Source organism: Heyndrickxia coagulans DSM 1 = ATCC 7050, assembly GCF_000290615.1.
In the GTDB taxonomy this organism is placed as follows: domain Bacteria; phylum Bacillota; class Bacilli; order Bacillales; family Bacillaceae_C; genus Weizmannia; species Weizmannia coagulans.
In genome coordinates this window covers 1-15,042 of the sequence record NZ_ALAS01000189.1, presented here as the reverse complement: position 1 = coordinate 15,042, position 15,042 = coordinate 1, and the positions used below count along the sequence as shown (strand labels likewise).

The 15,042-nt window shown below is 48.0% G+C and carries 17 protein-coding genes, 12 tRNA genes and 1 rRNA gene; 28 read left to right on the top strand and 2 right to left on the bottom strand.

The window, feature by feature from the left end:
• Window positions 1-121: 121 nt before the first annotated feature.
• Window positions 122-739: a rhomboid family intramembrane serine protease gene (locus IC21_RS09660; protein WP_234969610.1), complete on the bottom strand. Its 618-nt coding sequence runs from the start codon at window positions 737-739 to the stop codon at window positions 122-124.
• A gap of 263 nt (window positions 740-1,002) precedes the next feature.
• Here IC21_RS09660 and acpS point away from each other — a divergent pair, with 263 nt between their 5' ends.
• From acpS to IC21_RS09585, 14 genes are all read left to right on the top strand, one after another.
• Window positions 1,003-1,353: a holo-ACP synthase gene (gene acpS, locus IC21_RS09655; protein ID WP_029142790.1), complete on the top strand. Its 351-nt coding sequence runs from the start codon at window positions 1,003-1,005 to the stop codon at window positions 1,351-1,353.
• A 140-nt stretch (window positions 1,354-1,493) separates the two neighbouring features.
• On the top strand, window positions 1,494-2,510 hold the full coding sequence (locus IC21_RS09650) for a LolA family protein (RefSeq protein WP_013860683.1): 1,017 nt from the start codon (window positions 1,494-1,496) through the stop codon (window positions 2,508-2,510).
• A 201-nt stretch (window positions 2,511-2,711) separates the two neighbouring features.
• The gene (alr, locus tag IC21_RS09645; RefSeq protein WP_029142789.1) at window positions 2,712-3,863 is read left to right on the top strand and encodes an alanine racemase; all 1,152 of its coding nucleotides are present in this window, start codon (window positions 2,712-2,714) and stop codon (window positions 3,861-3,863) included.
• 152 nt (window positions 3,864-4,015) lie between these two features.
• Window positions 4,016-4,294 (top strand): CopG family ribbon-helix-helix protein, encoded by a 279-nt coding sequence (locus IC21_RS09640; protein WP_014096808.1) that lies wholly within the window; start codon window positions 4,016-4,018, stop codon window positions 4,292-4,294.
• Between the two features lie 4 nt (window positions 4,295-4,298).
• Window positions 4,299-4,649 carry a type II toxin-antitoxin system PemK/MazF family toxin gene (locus IC21_RS09635; RefSeq protein WP_013860680.1) on the top strand — a complete coding sequence of 117 codons (351 nt, stop codon included), beginning with the start codon at window positions 4,299-4,301 and terminating at the stop codon, window positions 4,647-4,649.
• A gap of 567 nt (window positions 4,650-5,216) precedes the next feature.
• Entirely contained in the window at window positions 5,217-6,044 is an 828-nt protein-coding gene (rsbRA, locus tag IC21_RS09625; protein ID WP_029142788.1) for an RsbT co-antagonist protein RsbRA, read from the top strand.
• A 3-nt stretch (window positions 6,045-6,047) separates the two neighbouring features.
• Entirely contained in the window at window positions 6,048-6,404 is a 357-nt protein-coding gene (locus IC21_RS09620; protein ID WP_017553290.1) for an STAS domain-containing protein, read from the top strand.
• Window positions 6,405-6,408: 4 nt separating this feature from the next.
• Window positions 6,409-6,810, top strand: coding sequence for an anti-sigma regulatory factor (locus IC21_RS09615; RefSeq protein WP_029142787.1), 402 nt, complete (start codon window positions 6,409-6,411; stop codon window positions 6,808-6,810).
• Between the two features lie 14 nt (window positions 6,811-6,824).
• The gene (locus IC21_RS09610; protein ID WP_029142786.1) at window positions 6,825-7,835 is read left to right on the top strand and encodes a PP2C family protein-serine/threonine phosphatase; all 1,011 of its coding nucleotides are present in this window, start codon (window positions 6,825-6,827) and stop codon (window positions 7,833-7,835) included.
• 68 nt (window positions 7,836-7,903) lie between these two features.
• The gene (locus IC21_RS09605; RefSeq protein ID WP_013860674.1) at window positions 7,904-8,233 is read left to right on the top strand and encodes an anti-sigma factor antagonist; all 330 of its coding nucleotides are present in this window, start codon (window positions 7,904-7,906) and stop codon (window positions 8,231-8,233) included.
• A gap of 3 nt (window positions 8,234-8,236) precedes the next feature.
• Window positions 8,237-8,707 carry an anti-sigma B factor RsbW gene (gene rsbW / locus IC21_RS09600; protein WP_017553287.1) on the top strand — a complete coding sequence of 157 codons (471 nt, stop codon included), beginning with the start codon at window positions 8,237-8,239 and terminating at the stop codon, window positions 8,705-8,707.
• Window positions 8,685-9,464: an RNA polymerase sigma factor SigB gene (gene sigB / locus IC21_RS09595; protein WP_029142785.1), complete on the top strand. Its 780-nt coding sequence runs from the start codon at window positions 8,685-8,687 to the stop codon at window positions 9,462-9,464. Before rsbW ends, sigB begins: the two co-directional genes overlap by 23 nt.
• 5 nt (window positions 9,465-9,469) lie before the next feature.
• A complete protein-coding gene (locus IC21_RS09590; protein ID WP_029142784.1) occupies window positions 9,470-10,063 on the top strand; it encodes a PP2C family serine/threonine-protein phosphatase in 594 nt (197 codons plus the stop codon).
• A gap of 299 nt (window positions 10,064-10,362) precedes the next feature.
• Complete coding sequence (locus IC21_RS09585; RefSeq protein WP_017553284.1) at window positions 10,363-12,540, top strand: Tex family protein; 2,178 nt, start codon at window positions 10,363-10,365, stop codon at window positions 12,538-12,540.
• Between the two features lie 22 nt (window positions 12,541-12,562).
• On the opposite strand, the gene cmpA is transcribed toward IC21_RS09585, so the two are convergent.
• The gene (gene cmpA / locus IC21_RS16725) at window positions 12,563-12,679 is read right to left on the bottom strand and encodes a cortex morphogenetic protein CmpA (protein ID WP_100181618.1); all 117 of its coding nucleotides are present in this window, start codon (window positions 12,677-12,679) and stop codon (window positions 12,563-12,565) included.
• A 148-nt stretch (window positions 12,680-12,827) separates the two neighbouring features.
• Here cmpA and IC21_RS09580 point away from each other — a divergent pair, with 148 nt between their 5' ends.
• The 14 genes from IC21_RS09580 to IC21_RS09515 form a co-directional block, all read left to right on the top strand.
• A complete protein-coding gene (locus tag IC21_RS09580) occupies window positions 12,828-13,319 on the top strand; it encodes a SprT family protein (protein ID WP_017553282.1) in 492 nt (163 codons plus the stop codon).
• A gap of 111 nt (window positions 13,320-13,430) precedes the next feature.
• Window positions 13,431-13,505 (top strand) — tRNA-Asn (locus IC21_RS09575).
• A gap of 4 nt (window positions 13,506-13,509) precedes the next feature.
• Window positions 13,510-13,600, top strand: a tRNA-Ser gene (locus IC21_RS09570).
• A 21-nt stretch (window positions 13,601-13,621) separates the two neighbouring features.
• Window positions 13,622-13,693: transfer RNA gene (locus IC21_RS09565), tRNA-Glu, on the top strand.
• A 24-nt stretch (window positions 13,694-13,717) separates the two neighbouring features.
• Window positions 13,718-13,793: transfer RNA gene (locus tag IC21_RS09560), tRNA-Asp, on the top strand.
• Window position 13,794: 1 nt separating this feature from the next.
• A tRNA-Gln gene (locus IC21_RS09555) sits at window positions 13,795-13,869 on the top strand.
• A gap of 5 nt (window positions 13,870-13,874) precedes the next feature.
• A tRNA-Lys gene (locus IC21_RS09550) sits at window positions 13,875-13,950 on the top strand.
• Window positions 13,951-13,957: 7 nt separating this feature from the next.
• Window positions 13,958-14,039, top strand: a tRNA-Leu gene (locus IC21_RS09545).
• A 16-nt stretch (window positions 14,040-14,055) separates the two neighbouring features.
• Window positions 14,056-14,130: transfer RNA gene (locus IC21_RS09540), tRNA-Gly, on the top strand.
• A 61-nt stretch (window positions 14,131-14,191) separates the two neighbouring features.
• A tRNA-Leu gene (locus IC21_RS09535) sits at window positions 14,192-14,276 on the top strand.
• A 5-nt stretch (window positions 14,277-14,281) separates the two neighbouring features.
• Window positions 14,282-14,355: transfer RNA gene (locus tag IC21_RS09530), tRNA-Arg, on the top strand.
• A 122-nt stretch (window positions 14,356-14,477) separates the two neighbouring features.
• Window positions 14,478-14,551, top strand: a tRNA-Pro gene (locus IC21_RS09525).
• A gap of 7 nt (window positions 14,552-14,558) precedes the next feature.
• A tRNA-Gly gene (locus IC21_RS09520) sits at window positions 14,559-14,632 on the top strand.
• 120 nt (window positions 14,633-14,752) lie between these two features.
• A 16S ribosomal RNA gene (locus IC21_RS09515) occupies window positions 14,753-15,042 on the top strand; the annotation flags it as partial.

Sequence of the window (15,042 nt, the reverse complement as noted above, 5' to 3'; positions counted from 1 at the left end):
GTAACAAAACTCTTGGAACAAGAGGGTTAGCTCGGTCAGTTTTCGTTGGCTAGTAAAAGCAACGATAAGTCGAGAAGCCCCCACTTCAATTAGACCGCAAGGTCAATAAGTGGTGGGTAGTTCACGCGGGAGAAGCCGCTTTTCTTTGCAAAAGCATGCCTCCAAGCAGCATGCCGGCAACGAGTCCGGAAAGATGGGCTGTATGATTGGCGCCAGGCTGCATCATAGCCGTTACAACGGAAATGACCGCGATCGATAAAATGGTTTGCCGGCTTGTTTTTGGTATATCTTCTCCGACCCAGACAAGGGCGACATATGCGCCGATTAGGCCGAACAGGGCACCGCTCGCACCGGCATGGGAATAGGTAAGCGGAAGCAGAAAAAAAGAAGCGAGATTGGCGCCGCATCCGCAGCCAAAATATAACAGGATAAACTTCCATTTTCCGGCCAGCCGTTCGAGACAGGGGCCGAGCAGCAAAAGGGAGAAGGAATTCAACAGCAGGTGGCTGAAATCAATATGGACAAAAACAGGGGAGACAAGCCGCCATATTTCCCCTTGGGCAATATAAAGGTTCACACCGGACAGTGCTTCATAAAGGGTTTGTGTTGGTAAAACCGGAAGCCGCATGGCCGCAAACAGGAGCCACTGGGCCAGGAAAATGGCAGATACGACGGGATAGGAACCAATAAAAGCAGAAAAGCGGATCGGGCGGATCAGCATTGCAAATACTCCTTTCAATGGAAAAGCTCTATTTATACATATGCCGGAAATGACGAATTAGACGTCCGGTTTGCTTCTAACCGCAACCGCCAGCAGGATGGAAAAAGGGATAGCCCAAATCCGGCTCGTATTTTCAAAAAGGGCCGAACCGCCATCATGGATACCAGCAGAACGATTTACCGGCGCATATTTTCACGGAAGGCAGAGGCACCGACAGCAGTGTGAAAATCGGGTATCGGAAATTTTGTGGTTTATACTCTGGAAAAACAGAAGGTGAGCACATGATCAAAGGCATTGGCATTGACATTGTCGAGCTTGAAAGGATAAAAAAGCTGTATGAACGGCAGCCGCGGTTCCCGGGGCGGATTTTAACGAAAGTGGAGCAGCAACAGTTCGGCAAATTGGCAGAAAAAAGGAAAATTGAATTCCTTGCCGGCAGATTTGCGGCGAAAGAAGCATATTCCAAAGCTTTTGGCACGGGAATCGGGGGTGCGTTATCTTTTCAGGAAATTGAAATCGCAAAAGATAAGAACGGCCGCCCGTATTTTTCAAAGCCGGCAGGGCCCCGCGCCCATTTGTCGATCACGCACAGCCGTGAATGTGCATTCGCCCAAGTGATTCTGGAAGACTGAAGCTATAACGTTTTTTCAATTCCCCATCATACAGGCCCGGGTTGTCTCATATATTCAAAGTAAGAGAGGAGAGACAAGGCACGGGCTTTTGATGAAGCCTTTCTCTTCATAAGATTTGAGACAATAAAGGGGTTGAAAGGATGAAGAGAAAGTACTGGGTTTTGTTTGCGGCTCTGTTTGTTATTTTTCTGCTTTCCGCCTGCGGAGCGAAAAAACCGCAGGATGTGGCCGGAAAATTAAATGAAAAAGTGGAGAAGATGGACGGCTACAAGCTGAATGCGAAAATGACGCTTGAAACGGGCAATGAACCGCGGACATACAATATTGAAGTTTGGCACAACCGGCCGGGATATTACCGTGTCAACCTGAAAAATGCGGGCGAGGGGCAAAGCCAGATGATTTTGCGCAATAAAGAAGGCGTGTTTGTGGTCACGCCCGCCCTTAACAAAAGCTACAAATTTCAAAGCGACTGGCCGAACAACACAAGCCAGGCGTACCTTTATGAATCGCTTGTGAAAGACATATTGAAAGATAAAGAGGCAAAGATGACGGTGAAAAAGAACCGATATGTGTTTGAGACGAAGACACGCTATCAAAATCATAAGATGCTGCCGTACCAGCAAATTACTTTTGACAAAAGGACGCTTGCACCAGTCAGTGTGAAAGTGATGGACACGGACCGCAATACGCTTGTCAGTGTGCTTTTTACAAAAGTGGATTTTAATGCAAAATTCGACAGCAACGCGTTTGACACGAAAAAAAATATGACAGGAGCGAAACTCGAAGTGCCGGTGGATGGAAAAGTCGGCAACAAAGAGTTTTCGGTAAAATATCCAACGGCAAAAATCGGGGGAACGACGCTGCTCGATGAACAGGAAGTTGCCGTTGCAAACGGTAAGCGCGTTATTTTGACCTATACGGGCGATAAAACGTATACGCTGATTGAGGAAAAGGCAGAGGTACTTCCAGCTGCTTCCACAGAACCGCTTCCTGCAAACGGGGAAATGGCGGATCTCGGGTTTGCGTTCGGGATCAAGACAGGTGACTCCCTGTCCTGGACGGTGAACGGTGTCGAATACACGCTTGCCTCCAAATCGCTATCGGCTGCGGAAATGATGGAAGTCGCCCAGTCTGTCGGAGGAGAACCGGAAAAATAAAATGCGGATAACCCGTTCGTAAGCACAAAAAGCACAAGCCCGCAGCCATTCTCTGCGGGTTTTTTTCTTGATACGGTTACAGCACGTCTCTTCCGGTAACCCGCTCCAAACCGGTTTGATAAGACTTCTTTTTAAAAACCATTGACAACGCTGGCTACGCGTTCGATAATCAGGATATGGAATCATAAAGGAAGTGTAATCATGGCTTTTTACCGGGATACATGGGTGGAAGTCGATTTGGATGCCATTTCGGAAAATGTCGGAAATATGCGCCGCCTTTTGCCGGAGCATACGCAAATCATTGCGGTTGTAAAAGCCAACGCTTACGGGCACGGCGCGGAATATGTGGCGAAAACCGCGCTTGCATCCGGAGCTTCAGCGCTGGCGGTTGCATTTTTGGACGAGGCGCTCGCGTTGCGAAAAAAAGGGATTACCGCCCCGATGCTTGTTTTGGGGGCAACCCGTCCGGAAGATGCCGGAATTGCGGCTGAAGAAAACATCTCCCTGACTGTTTTTCAAAAAGACTGGCTCGAGGAAGCAAGCTGGTATTTAACCGGGCGGAAACTATCCGTCCATCTTAAATGTGATACCGGAATGGGCCGGATTGGCGTAAGAACCGTACAGGAATTAAAAGAAGTGGAAAAAATCGTGAACCAACAATCTTGTTTCTTTTTTGAAGGGATTTTTACCCACTTTGCGACAGCGGATGAAATCGATATGACTTTGTATGAAAAGCAATACAGCCGGTTTCAGGATATGGTTTTAAACCTCGAAACCCGCCCGCCGTATGTGCACTGCGCAAACAGCGCCGCCGCTTTGAGATTTGACCAGTCTCCGTTTAATGCTGTCCGTTTCGGCATTGCGATGTACGGGCTCTCCCCTTCGCCCGAAATCAAGCCGGTTTTGCCGTTTCCGTTAAAAGAGGCGTTCTCCCTCCATACAAAGGTCACGCATGTGAAACAAATCCATGCCGGGGATACGGTGAGTTACGGCGCAACCTATCAGGCTTCCGGCGATGAATGGATCGCCACGCTTCCGATCGGATATGCGGATGGCTGGATCCGCAGGCTCTCAGGCCAGGAAGTGATCATCGGCGGGGAAAGAGCGCCTATTGTCGGCAGGATTTGCATGGATCAGTGTATGGTAAGGATCCCCCGTCCGGTTGCTGTCGGGACAAAAGCAACGCTGATTGGAAAACAGGGGGATTTGTCCGTTCCTGTTGATGAAATTGCCAAAAAGCTCGATACCATCAACTATGAGGTGACCTGTTCCATTTCAAGCCGGGTCCCGCGCGTTTTCCGGAAAAACGGGAACGATGCCGCGGGCGTGTCGAATCCGGTCCTTGAAGGGTGAAAAATGTTTTGGCGAATTTTGAATAATGGCATGATTTTTTTGCCGATAATAGACAGGAATGGTGATTTGACCTTTGCATATAGTGTATTTGATGGTATGATGAAAAGGGAATGGAAAGCAGAAACGGTGTCTAGTGCGTGGAGGTGTAGCAGGTGTCTGAACCTATTTCAACAGAAATTTTAGTCCGCTTGCCGCAGCAGCTGTTGACGGAATTGGACGGATTTGCTGAAACTGAAAATATGAATCGCAATGAGTTAATTTACCGTGCCACAAAAATGTATTTAAAAGAACGGAAAAAACGCCAAATCCGCGAAACGATGAGGCGAGGCTACATGGAAATGGCAAAAATTAATTTGGCGATTGCCTCCGAAGCGATCCAGGCTGAATACGAAGCAGAACATACAGTTGAAAGCCTAGTAAGCGGGGGGTAATCCTTTGATTGTTAAGCGTGGAGACGTGTACTTCGCCGATCTATCTCCGGTGGTCGGCTCCGAGCAGGGAGGCGTACGTCCTGTCCTCATTTTACAAAACGACATTGGAAACCGCTTTAGCCCCACTGTCATTGTTGCCGCTATAACAGCGCAAATCCAGAAAGCAAAATTGCCCACGCATGTGGAAATCGATGCAAAGCGTTACGGTTTGGAAAGGGATTCTGTGATATTGCTTGAACAAATACGCACAATCGATAAACAACGCTTAACGGATAAGATTACGCATCTTGATGAAGAAGTCATGGAGAAAATTGACGACGCCCTGCAAATCAGCCTGGGACTGGTCGAATTTTAGAAACGCTCTTTTTAAAGGGCGTTTTTTCATGCTACTGGCTCATTGCCGGCTAATAAGGAGCAGCTTATACTTTTTCTGATTTTTTCAAGCTTCAGGCCGGGTGTTGCAGTTTTTTCATCGAGAATTTTACCCTCTTGGAATTTCACGCCTTTCGTCCGGCCTGAAATTCAAACGTAAAAAATCACATATTTTTTCACGCGTCGGGACTGAAATAATGAAACCTGCTTTCAAAAAATACAGGAAAAGGGGTTTAAATCTGTCTTATAGCGGGTATATGACAACGTTATAAGACGAACGAAAGAAATTTTCCGGAAAAATGCCTTTTGCCCGATTTCTGTGCCATTTACATAAAAAAATATTTTCCGGTTGCTGGCAAAAACAGATATAATAACATATAAATCAAATGGATTTCCCTGTTTTTTTCAACAAACCGGTTCAGAAAATCCGCCGGGGCTAAAGGCAGCAGCTCATTTGTCTTTTTGCAAGCCTTCCGGAAAAGCCCGGCATGTCTGCCGCTGGCTGCCAAAGACGGGCGCTTCAAACTGTTCGGAGGGAAGAGGGTTGACCATGCAATCATATTTAGCGGAATTTATACCGGAACATAAAGATGAAATACTGGACAAATGGATGAAAAGCATGAAGGAAAAAGGTGGTGCCCCATTTCATTTCGATGAAGGTGTGGCGTTTGAAAAAACAAGCCGGGATTTTGTCGAAGTGATTCTTGCGCGGCTGACGAAAAGCAATCACGAATATGAGAAACAGCTCGGCGAGTTTTCCGAAAGAATCGTGACGCTGGGCTGGCCGCTCACTTTTGCAACGACCGGCATTCAAATTCTCGGGGATATTGTTTACAACCTGATGATGAACCACAACCCGGATGCGGTGTTTGAAAAGCACCGGGAATTCTGGGAAATCTTTCGGGAATGGACCAATGCCGTCCAAAATGAATTTGTCAATGCCTACACCACCATTTGGGAAAAGACCATTTCGCTTCAGCAAAATGCGTTAAAGGAATTGTCCGCCCCCTTGATTCCGGTGTTTGACAAAATTGCTGTCCTCCCATTGGTCGGCACCATTGACTCGGAAAGGGCAAGACAGATTATGGAAAACCTGCTGTACGGCATTGTGAAAAACAAGTCGGAGGTGGTGCTGATCGACATTACGGGCGTGCCGGTTGTCGATACGGTTGTTGCCCATCATCTCATTCAGGCGGCAAATGCTGTCCGGCTTGTCGGCTCCCGCTGCATGCTCGTTGGCATCCGCGCTGAAATTGCACATACGTTAACAAATTTGGGGATCAAATTAAACCATATTACAACAACGAGTACACTGCAAAGAGGAATTGAACAGGCTCTTGAAATGACAGGGAGGAAAATTGTGGAATGGGAGGGTTGATTGATGCGCATACCCATTTTAAAGCTGGGAAACTGCCTGCTGGTCTCGATCCAATGGGAGCTTGATGACCAGACAGCTTTGGAGTTTCAGGAAGATTTGCTTCAAAAAATATACGAAACGAATGCAAGCGGTGTTGTCATCGACATCACCTCTATTGATTTTATTGACTCATTCATCGCAAAAGTGCTGGGCGATGTGGTCAATATGTCCAAAATGCTGGGCGCAAAAGTGGTCATCACCGGAATCCAGCCTGCAGTCGCCATTACCCTGATCGAGTTGGGGATTACGATGGAGGGCGTCATGACGGCACTGGATTTGGAAAGCGGCCTTGAGAAATTAAAACAGGAATTGGGGGACTAGCTGTATGGATAACCATTCCTGTGTAAAAATTTTGAATGAGTGGGATATTGTGGCCGCCCGCCAGCTTGGGAGAAACATTGCAAGAGAGCTCCATTTCGGTGCTGTCGACCAGGCAAGAATCACAACGGCCATCAGCGAACTCGCCCGCAATATTTTTGTATACGCAGGACAAGGGGAAATCCGGATTGAGAAAGTTCTGCAAAACGGGAGAAAGGGGCTGAAAGTGATCGCTATAGATAAAGGGCCGGGGATTGAAAACATCCGGAAAGTGATGGAAGACGGCTACTCCACATCCGGAGGGCTTGGGGCAGGCCTGCCGGGCGTAAGGCGCCTGATGGATGAATTTGATATCGTTTCGGCGCCGAATGAGGGAACAACCGTTACCGCGATCAAATGGATACGATGATAGGAGGGAAAAAGATGGATTTCCGCGATGCCATGGAGCAGGAGTATAAAGAAATTCTTAGCCATTTTCTACAGCATCCGGATGAACAGGCGCTGTACCAGTGCGAGAAGTTCAGCCGCAAACTGATTGAAAACCGGATCTCTCCTGAAGACATGATTATGTGCCATCGCTCTGTTTTGCAGCAAATCGAACCCGGGCTTTCCAAAACGGTGCAGCAGTCCTTTGATGTCCTGCTGGAAGTCATGCTTGCCTACGGGCTCGTTTACAGGGAACAGCAAAGCCTCCGGACAAAACAAAAAGAACTGAAGAGTGAAATCGAGATTGCTGCGGGCATGCAGCAAACCCTGCTTAAGGCGGATGTCCCGGAGCAGGACGGCATCGATATTGGCGTGATCAGCATGCCGGCCAAACAAATGAGCGGCGATTATTATCATTTTATTGAAGATGAGAACCGCCGCATCGGCATCGCGATCGCGGATGTGATCGGGAAAGGGATCCCGGCGGCGCTCTGCATGTCGATGATCAAATATGCGATAGACAGTTTGCCGGAATACAGCCACCAGCCCCATATTATTTTGGAAAATCTGAACCGCGTCGTTGAACAGAATGTCGACCCGAGTATGTTTATTACGATGTTTTACGGTATGTATGACCCGGTAGTACATAAGTTCTCCTACGCATCCGCCGGGCACGAGCCCGGTTTTTTCTATCATGCGGAAACGGATGAATTTGAGGATTTAATCGCAAAAGGGCTCCTTTTAGGCATAGAAAAAAAATCGAAGTACCATGAATATATAAAAGATGTGCAGCTTGGCGATATGACTGTGCTGTTGTCAGACGGCGTAACGGAATGCCGAACAAAGGAAGGGTTTGTCAGCCGGGAAATGATTACCAGCTTGATCCGGAAAAATATCCGCAAGAGCGCACAGGAAATCGTGGAAAATGTGTACAGGGAGCTGGAAAGATGGCAGGAATTTGAACTGCGGGATGATTTTACCTTGCTGATTTTAAAAAGAACTGCCTAAAAGGAGGTTTGTCATCAGCCCGGAAAGGGTAGAAGCACTTAGTGATGAATGTTAAAGAGGTGAAAGAATTGGACTTTGAAGTAGATGTAAAGGAAAAACAGAATGCCTTAAACGTAACCATTTCGGGGGAAATTGACGCATTTACAGCTCCAAAATTAAGAGAAGCATTTGAACCATATGAAGGAAAAGCAGGTTTGGAAGTTTTAATAGATTTAACCAATGTTTCTTACATGGACAGCACCGGGCTGGGCGTACTGGTCGGTTTGTTCAAAAGCTTGCGGGCAAACGGCGGGATGCTCACGTTGACGGGGCTTTCCGACCGTTTGAAACGGCTGTTTGATATTACAGGCCTTTCCGACATCATGAAGATTAATACCGAAATAGAAGGTGGAGTGTGAGACATGGAGGAGTTTGATCATATCAGTATGAAAATCCCTGCCAAAGCGGAATATGTCGGAGTCATCCGCCTCACCATTTCCGGTATTGCAAGCCGCATGGGGTTTGATTACGAACTCATCGAGGATTTGAAGATCGCCGCGAGCGAAGCCATTACCAATGCTGTCCAGCATGCCTATAAGGACAAGGAGGACGGGGAAGTCACCATCGATTTCAGCCTCTATCCGGACCGCCTTGAAGTAATGGTTTCCGATAAAGGAGACAGTTTTGATCTGGAAAAAGTAAGGGAACTCGCAGGGCCTTACACGGAAGATGTGCAGATCGAATTTATGAGAGAAGGAGGGTTGGGCCTTTATCTCATTGAAAGTTTAATGGATGAAGTCCGCATACATTATGATGGCGGAATTACAGTCATGATGACCAAGTACCTTCAAGGGGAGCAGGTGGAGACGAATGTCAAAACTGCATCAACCTGATCAGATTGATGTCAATCAATTGATACAATCTTATCAGCAAAACGGCGACAAAGAGGCGCAGGAAATACTTGTCGCGCGCTATCAGAAACTTGTGGAGTCGCTTGCCCGCAAATATTCGAAAGGAAGGGCCTACCAGGAGGACATTTTCCAGGTGGGGATTATCGGCCTGCTCGGCGCCATTCAGCGCTTTGACCCGAATATTGGAAAAAGCTTTGAATCCTTTGCGATTCCGACCATCATCGGAGAAATTAAGCGGTTTTTGAGAGACAAAACATGGAGTGTTCACGTCCCCCGAAGGATTAAAGAACTCGGCCCGCGGATTAAATCCACTGTTGAAAAACTGACGAACGAACTGCAACGCTCGCCAAAAATCGCTGAAATTGCTGCACATCTTGAGATTTCGGAAGAAGAAGTGCTGGAAACAATGGAAATGAGCAAAAGCTACCACGCACTTTCCGTTGACCATTCGATTGAGTCGGATTCAGACGGCAGTACCGTGACCCTGCTGGATATGGTCGGCAGTGAAGATGACGGATATGAAAAAGTCAACCAGCGGCTTGTGCTGGAAAAAGTGTTGCACGTACTGAGCGAGAGGGAACGCCAGGTCATCCACTACACGTATATTAAAAATTTAAGCCAGAAGGACACAGGCGAGAAATTGGGGATTTCGCAAATGCACGTCTCGCGCCTGCAACGCCGTGCGATCAAAAAACTGCGGGACGCCATAGAAGGTGAACTGCAACATGTGGAGAATTAGCCATTATGAATTATCTTAGTTCAAAGCAAGTGGAAGTATACGGATTTCAGACAACAAAGGCCGGCCGGGACTTGTGCGGAGACGCCTATTTTATGAAGGCGACGGATGACTATTTCCTCTGTGTGCTGGCAGACGGGCTGGGGAGCGGGGAATATGCCTATTACTCTTCCCAGGCTGTTGCAAAAGTTGTGAAAGAACAATCGGATGACGATGTTGACACGCTGATGGATGCGTGCAATCGCGCTTTGTACCGGAAACGGGGCGCAGCGGTTGCCATTTTCAAAGCCTGTTTTAAATCGCGCAAATTTGTTTACAGCTGTGTCGGCAACATCCGCTTTTTTATGGTGGCACCGGGCGGCAAACTGACTTACCCGATTCCGATTACCGGGTACTTGTCCGGCAGGCCGCAGCAATTCAAAACCGAGATTTTTGATTATGAACCGGGTTCCAGGTTTATCATCCATTCAGACGGCGTGAAAGAGCGGAATGTCCAATCCTATTTGAAGAAATGTGAATCCATCGAACGGATTGCCGACCAGTTAAAAGAACAACAGACCATGGATGACGATGCTACATTTATTATTGGGAGCTTGCAGTAAAGGCAAGCTTTTTTATTTTGCGTTTTTTCAACCCGGAAAGCATGGTAAAATAACAGAAGAGGCCTTCTCCTATTACAAATGTCACCACTGGTTACATTTTACTCTGGGGTGGTGAGGGCCTATCTGTATTTCAAAATTACGGTTGTGGGAAGAAACGATGATGGCATAAAGCAATTGTGTGTACAGCTGTTTCACTGGCTCAACTAAGACCTGTTTTCAGGAGCGAATCATTCGGAAATCTGGATAATCTGTATTATTATATAGCTTTATGCAGATTTTCGGAACCAGTAATCAGAAGTGTGGTGTTCAATTTGGAAGAAAAACAGGAAAGGCTGATCAGCCGGCTGGGAAAAGAATTACAGTTCCCGGAAAAGAGCATCCGGAATGTCATCGGTTTGCTGGAAGACGGCAATACCGTTCCTTTTATTGCCCGTTACCGGAAAGAAATGACCGGTGCGCTTGATGAAGTGCAGATCCGGGACATTATGGAGCGGTGGAACTATTTGCAAAATCTTGAGCAGCGGAAAGAGGAAGTCATCCGCCTGATCGATGAGCAGGGGAAATTAACAGAAGAGCTAAAAGGGAAAATTTTACAGGCGGAAAAGCTTCAGCTGGTGGAAGACCTTTACCGCCCGTATAAGCAAAAACGCCGGACAAGGGCCACGATTGCAAAGGAAAAAGGGCTGGAACCGCTCGCCAGCTGGATGCTTTCGTTTCCGGTTGAAGGCGATCTGGATGCTGAACTGGCATCGTATGTATCAGCGGAAAAGCAGGTGGCATCTGCCGAAGAAGCATTGCAGGGCGCAAAAGATATTATCGCCGAAATGGTTTCGGATGAGCCAAAATACCGCGGCTGGATCCGCGGCCAAACGTTTAAAACAGGTGTGATGGCAAGCACTGTCAAAGATGCGGAAAAAGATGAGAAAAAGGTTTACGAAATGTATTACGCCTATGAAGAACCGGTCCGCAAAATCGTTCCACACCGCGTGCTTGCCCTTAACCGCGGCGAAAAAGAAAACATTCTGCGCGTATCCGTTGAGGCGGACACCGAGCGGATTTTGGCGTATTTGAACCGGCAAGTGATCCGGAATGAAGCCTCCATTACAGCTCGAATCGTCAAGGAAGCGGTAGAAGACGGCTACAAACGGCTGATTGAGCCCGCCATTGAAAGGGAAATCCGCAACGAACTGTCCGAAAAAGCGGAAGACCGGGCGATCCATATTTTTGCCGAAAATTTAAGGAACCTGCTTCTCCAGCCGCCTTTAAAAGGAAAAACGGTGCTCGGGGTTGACCCTGCGTACCGGACCGGCTGCAAACTCGCAGTCGTGGATGAAACGGGCAAAGTGCTGAAAATCGGCGTGATTTACCCGCATCCGCCAAAGCCGAAAACAGAAGAAGCCAAAGCGATTGTAAAAAGCATCATCCGGGATTTTAAGGTGGAGGTCATCGCGATCGGAAACGGCACAGCCTCACAGGAAACGGAGCAATGGATTGCCGGTATTTTAAAAGAAATAGAAGAAGATGTTTCCTATGTGATCGTCAATGAAGCGGGGGCAAGCGTCTACTCCGCATCCGACCTTGCACGCAAAGAATTTCCCGATTTGCATGTCGAAGAACGGAGCGCTGTCTCCATTGCCCGCAGGCTCCAGGATCCGCTGGCAGAGCTTGTGAAAATCGATCCGAAATCGGTCGGTGTCGGGCAGTACCAGCATGACGTTTCGCAAAAGAAACTGAATGAATCGCTCACTTTCGTCGTTGAAACGGCCGTCAACCAGGTGGGGGTCGATGTCAATACCGCATCCCCGTCTCTTTTGCAATATGTGTCCGGGCTCAGCAGCACTGTAGCGGGCAATATTGTAAAATTCCGCGACGAGAACGGCAAATTCAAAAACCGGGCCGAACTGAAAAAGATTCCCCGCCTCGGCGCAAAAACATACGAACAAAGTATTGGCTTTCTCCGCATACCGGACGGGGAAGAACCGCTTGACAAAACACCGATCCACCCGGAAAGTTATGATGCGGCAAGAGCTTTGCTGAATGAACTGGGCATGACGACAGCGGATATCGGGACAGAAAAGCTGATCCAATCGCTTGAAGCGCTGTCTGTCCCGGAAATGGCGAAGACACTCGGCATCGGCGAACTGACCTTGCAAGATATTTTTGAAGCCTTGAAAAAACCGGGCCGCGACCCGCGCGACGAACTGCCGAAACCGCTTTTGAAAAAGGATATTATGAAACTGGAAGATCTGAAACCGGGGATGGAGATGCAAGGAACCGTCCGGAATGTCGTCGATTTCGGGGCGTTTGTCGATGTCGGCGTGAAAGAAGACGGGCTTGTCCATATTTCGAAATTAAGTAAAGGTTTTGTTAAACATCCGCTTGATATCGTCTCGGTCGGCGATATTGTCACCGTGTGGGTGGAGAAAGTGGACGTCCAAAAAGGAAGATTATCGCTCACCATGCTTCCGAACGCTTAAAAGCGAAAAGAAGATGCGCCGGTCATGCGCGCATCTTCTTTTCATTGTAAAAAAACCAGCATTCATTTAACAGTTTAATTTCACTGCGCCTTTTCTCGCAAAAAGCTCTCCGTATTTGGTTTTGAAACCATACCGGCACACAAACGCCCCCTTGTTCCTGAATGCTGAAACAAAACCAATCCCCCGCACTTTTACTAAAGTATATGCTATAATAACTTGTCATGTGAAAAGAAAAGCGCGGGTGCCCGCGGCATCTATTTTCATTATGAGTAAGGGGGCTTACGGCCATGGATAACAAGGAACTGCAAGGCCTTGTGGAAAAAATATCGATGGAGTATTTTCACAAACCTTTCCGGCATGCAGCCTCATTTAATCCCCGGCTGCGGACCACCGGGGGAAGATATTTGTTAAAAAGCCACAATATCGAAATCAATAAAAAATATTTAGAAGAACTCGGGGAAAAAGAACTGATCGGCATTATCAAACATGAACTTTGCCATTACCATCTTCATCTGGAAGGGAAAGGATACCGGCACCGGGATGCGGATTTCAAACAATTGTTAAAGGAAACGGACGCGCCCCGCTATTGTACCGTCCTGCCGAGTAAAGCAGCTTCCCGCCCGTCCCGCCGCCCGTCCCCGCGTTACGAATATGTCTGCAGGGAATGCGGCATCCTATACAGAAGGCAAAGAAAGGTCAACACCAACCGGTACGTTTGCGGAAGATGCGGCGGCAAACTGGTGCTGCACAAAATGTATGCTGAACCGGGCCGGAAATAATGGGCATGGAGCATCTTCGAAACAAGCTTTAAAAATAAATTTCAAAACAGGGTTGACACCTTCGTTTCCCGTCATTATAATGTTAAGAGTCGACAAGATGTTGCTTGTTATTCCGCAGTAGCTCAGTGGTAGAGCAATCGGCTGTTAACCGATCGGTCGTAGGTTCGAATCCTACCTGCGGAGCCATTTTGGGGAAGTACTCAAGTGGCTGAAGAGGCGCCCCTGCTAAGGGCGTAGGTCGCGTAAGCGGCGCGAGGGTTCAAATCCCTCCTTCTCCGCCATACATACAAAGCAGTAATCGCGGCCCGTTGGTCAAGCGGTTAAGACACCGCCCTTTCACGGCGGTAACACGGGTTCGAATCCCGTACGGGTCATTTAAAACTTATCATATCATCAGTGGTTCCGTAGTGTAGCGGTTATCACGCCTGCCTGTCACGCAGGAGATCGCGGGTTCGATTCCCGTCGGAACCGCCATTGGGCCATAGCCAAGCGGTAAGGCAACGGACTTTGACTCCGTCATGCGCTGGTTCGAATCCAGCTGGCCCAGCCATTTTTGAGCCATTAGCTCAGTTGGTAGAGCATCTGACTTTTAATCAGAGGGTCGCAGGTTCGAATCCTGCATGGCTCACCATTTATCCGCGGGTGTGGCGGAATTGGCAGACGCACCAGACTTAGGATCTGGCGCCGCACGGCGTGGGGGTTCGACTCCCTTCACCCGCACTGTTTAGTATGATATGCGGAAGTAGTTCAGTGGTAGAACATCACCTTGCCAAGGTGGGGGTCGCGGGTTCGAATCCCGTCTTCCGCTCCATAAAAAATGATTGACATCCACGAAACCCTTTGATATAATGTAAAGGTGTCAAGTTAATAACGCGGTCGTGGCGGAATGGCAGACGCGCTAGGTTGAGGGCCTAGTGGGAGTTAAATCCCGTGGAGGTTCAAGTCCTCTCGGCCGCATTTACGCGCCCATAGCTCAATTGGATAGAGCGTTTGACTACGGATCAAAAGGTTAGGGGTTCGACTCCTCTTGGGCGCGCTATTTTTCATGCAAAAAAAGATCGGTTTCCATCTGCATAAAAAGCTTAGAAGCTTATCGAGCAGTTGAAAACTTTATAAAAACAGGCATTGGTTTTATAGTTTTTTTGGGCCAGGGAAAAGCGGGAAATAGCTCAGCTTGGTAGAGCACATGGTTTGGGACCATGGGGTCGCAGGTTCGAATCCTGTTTTCCCGATTTGCATGCGGGTGTAGTTTAGTGGTAAAACCACAGCCTTCCAAGCTGTTGTCGTGGGTTCGATTCCCATCACCCGCTCCAAATTTTATGTTGACAGTGACTTGTTATCATGCTATACTTAATAAGTTGCTGCTTGAAATTGTTCCTTGAAAACTGGACAAAACGAAACGTCAAATTCTTTTTGAGCTTTTATCAAACATCTTTACTGAGAGTTTGATCCTGGCTCAGGACGAACGCTGGCGGCGTGCCTAATACATGCAAGTCGTGCGGACCTTTTAAAAGCTTGCTTTTAAAAGGTTAGCGGCGGACGGGTGAGTAACACGTGGGCAACCTGCCTGTAAGACCGGGATAACGCCGGGAAACCGGGGCTAATACCGGATAGTTTTTTCCTCCGCATGGAAGAAAAAGGAAAGGCGGCTTCGGCTGCCACTTACAGATGGGCCCGCGGCGCATTAGCTAGTTGGCGGGGTAACGGCCCACCAAGGCAACGA

Bases quoted from the DNA above. Each gene is read 5' to 3' on its own strand.
- acpS (WP_029142790.1), top strand. From the start codon at position 1,003: ATGATCAAAGGCATTGGCATTGACATTGTCGAGCTTGAAAGGATAAAA.
- IC21_RS09650 (WP_013860683.1), top strand. From the start codon at position 1,494: ATGAAGAGAAAGTACTGGGTTTTGTTTGCGGCTCTGTTTGTTATTTTT.
- alr (WP_029142789.1), top strand. From the start codon at position 2,712: ATGGCTTTTTACCGGGATACATGGGTGGAAGTCGATTTGGATGCCATT.
- rsbRA (WP_029142788.1), top strand. From the start codon at position 5,217: ATGCAATCATATTTAGCGGAATTTATACCGGAACATAAAGATGAAATA.
- IC21_RS09620 (WP_017553290.1), top strand. From the start codon at position 6,048: ATGCGCATACCCATTTTAAAGCTGGGAAACTGCCTGCTGGTCTCGATC.
- IC21_RS09615 (WP_029142787.1), top strand. From the start codon at position 6,409: ATGGATAACCATTCCTGTGTAAAAATTTTGAATGAGTGGGATATTGTG.
- IC21_RS09610 (WP_029142786.1), top strand. From the start codon at position 6,825: ATGGATTTCCGCGATGCCATGGAGCAGGAGTATAAAGAAATTCTTAGC.
- rsbW (WP_017553287.1), top strand. From the start codon at position 8,237: ATGGAGGAGTTTGATCATATCAGTATGAAAATCCCTGCCAAAGCGGAA.
- sigB (WP_029142785.1), top strand. From the start codon at position 8,685: ATGTCAAAACTGCATCAACCTGATCAGATTGATGTCAATCAATTGATA.
- IC21_RS09590 (WP_029142784.1), top strand. From the start codon at position 9,470: ATGAATTATCTTAGTTCAAAGCAAGTGGAAGTATACGGATTTCAGACA.
- IC21_RS09580 (WP_017553282.1), top strand. From the start codon at position 12,828: ATGGATAACAAGGAACTGCAAGGCCTTGTGGAAAAAATATCGATGGAG.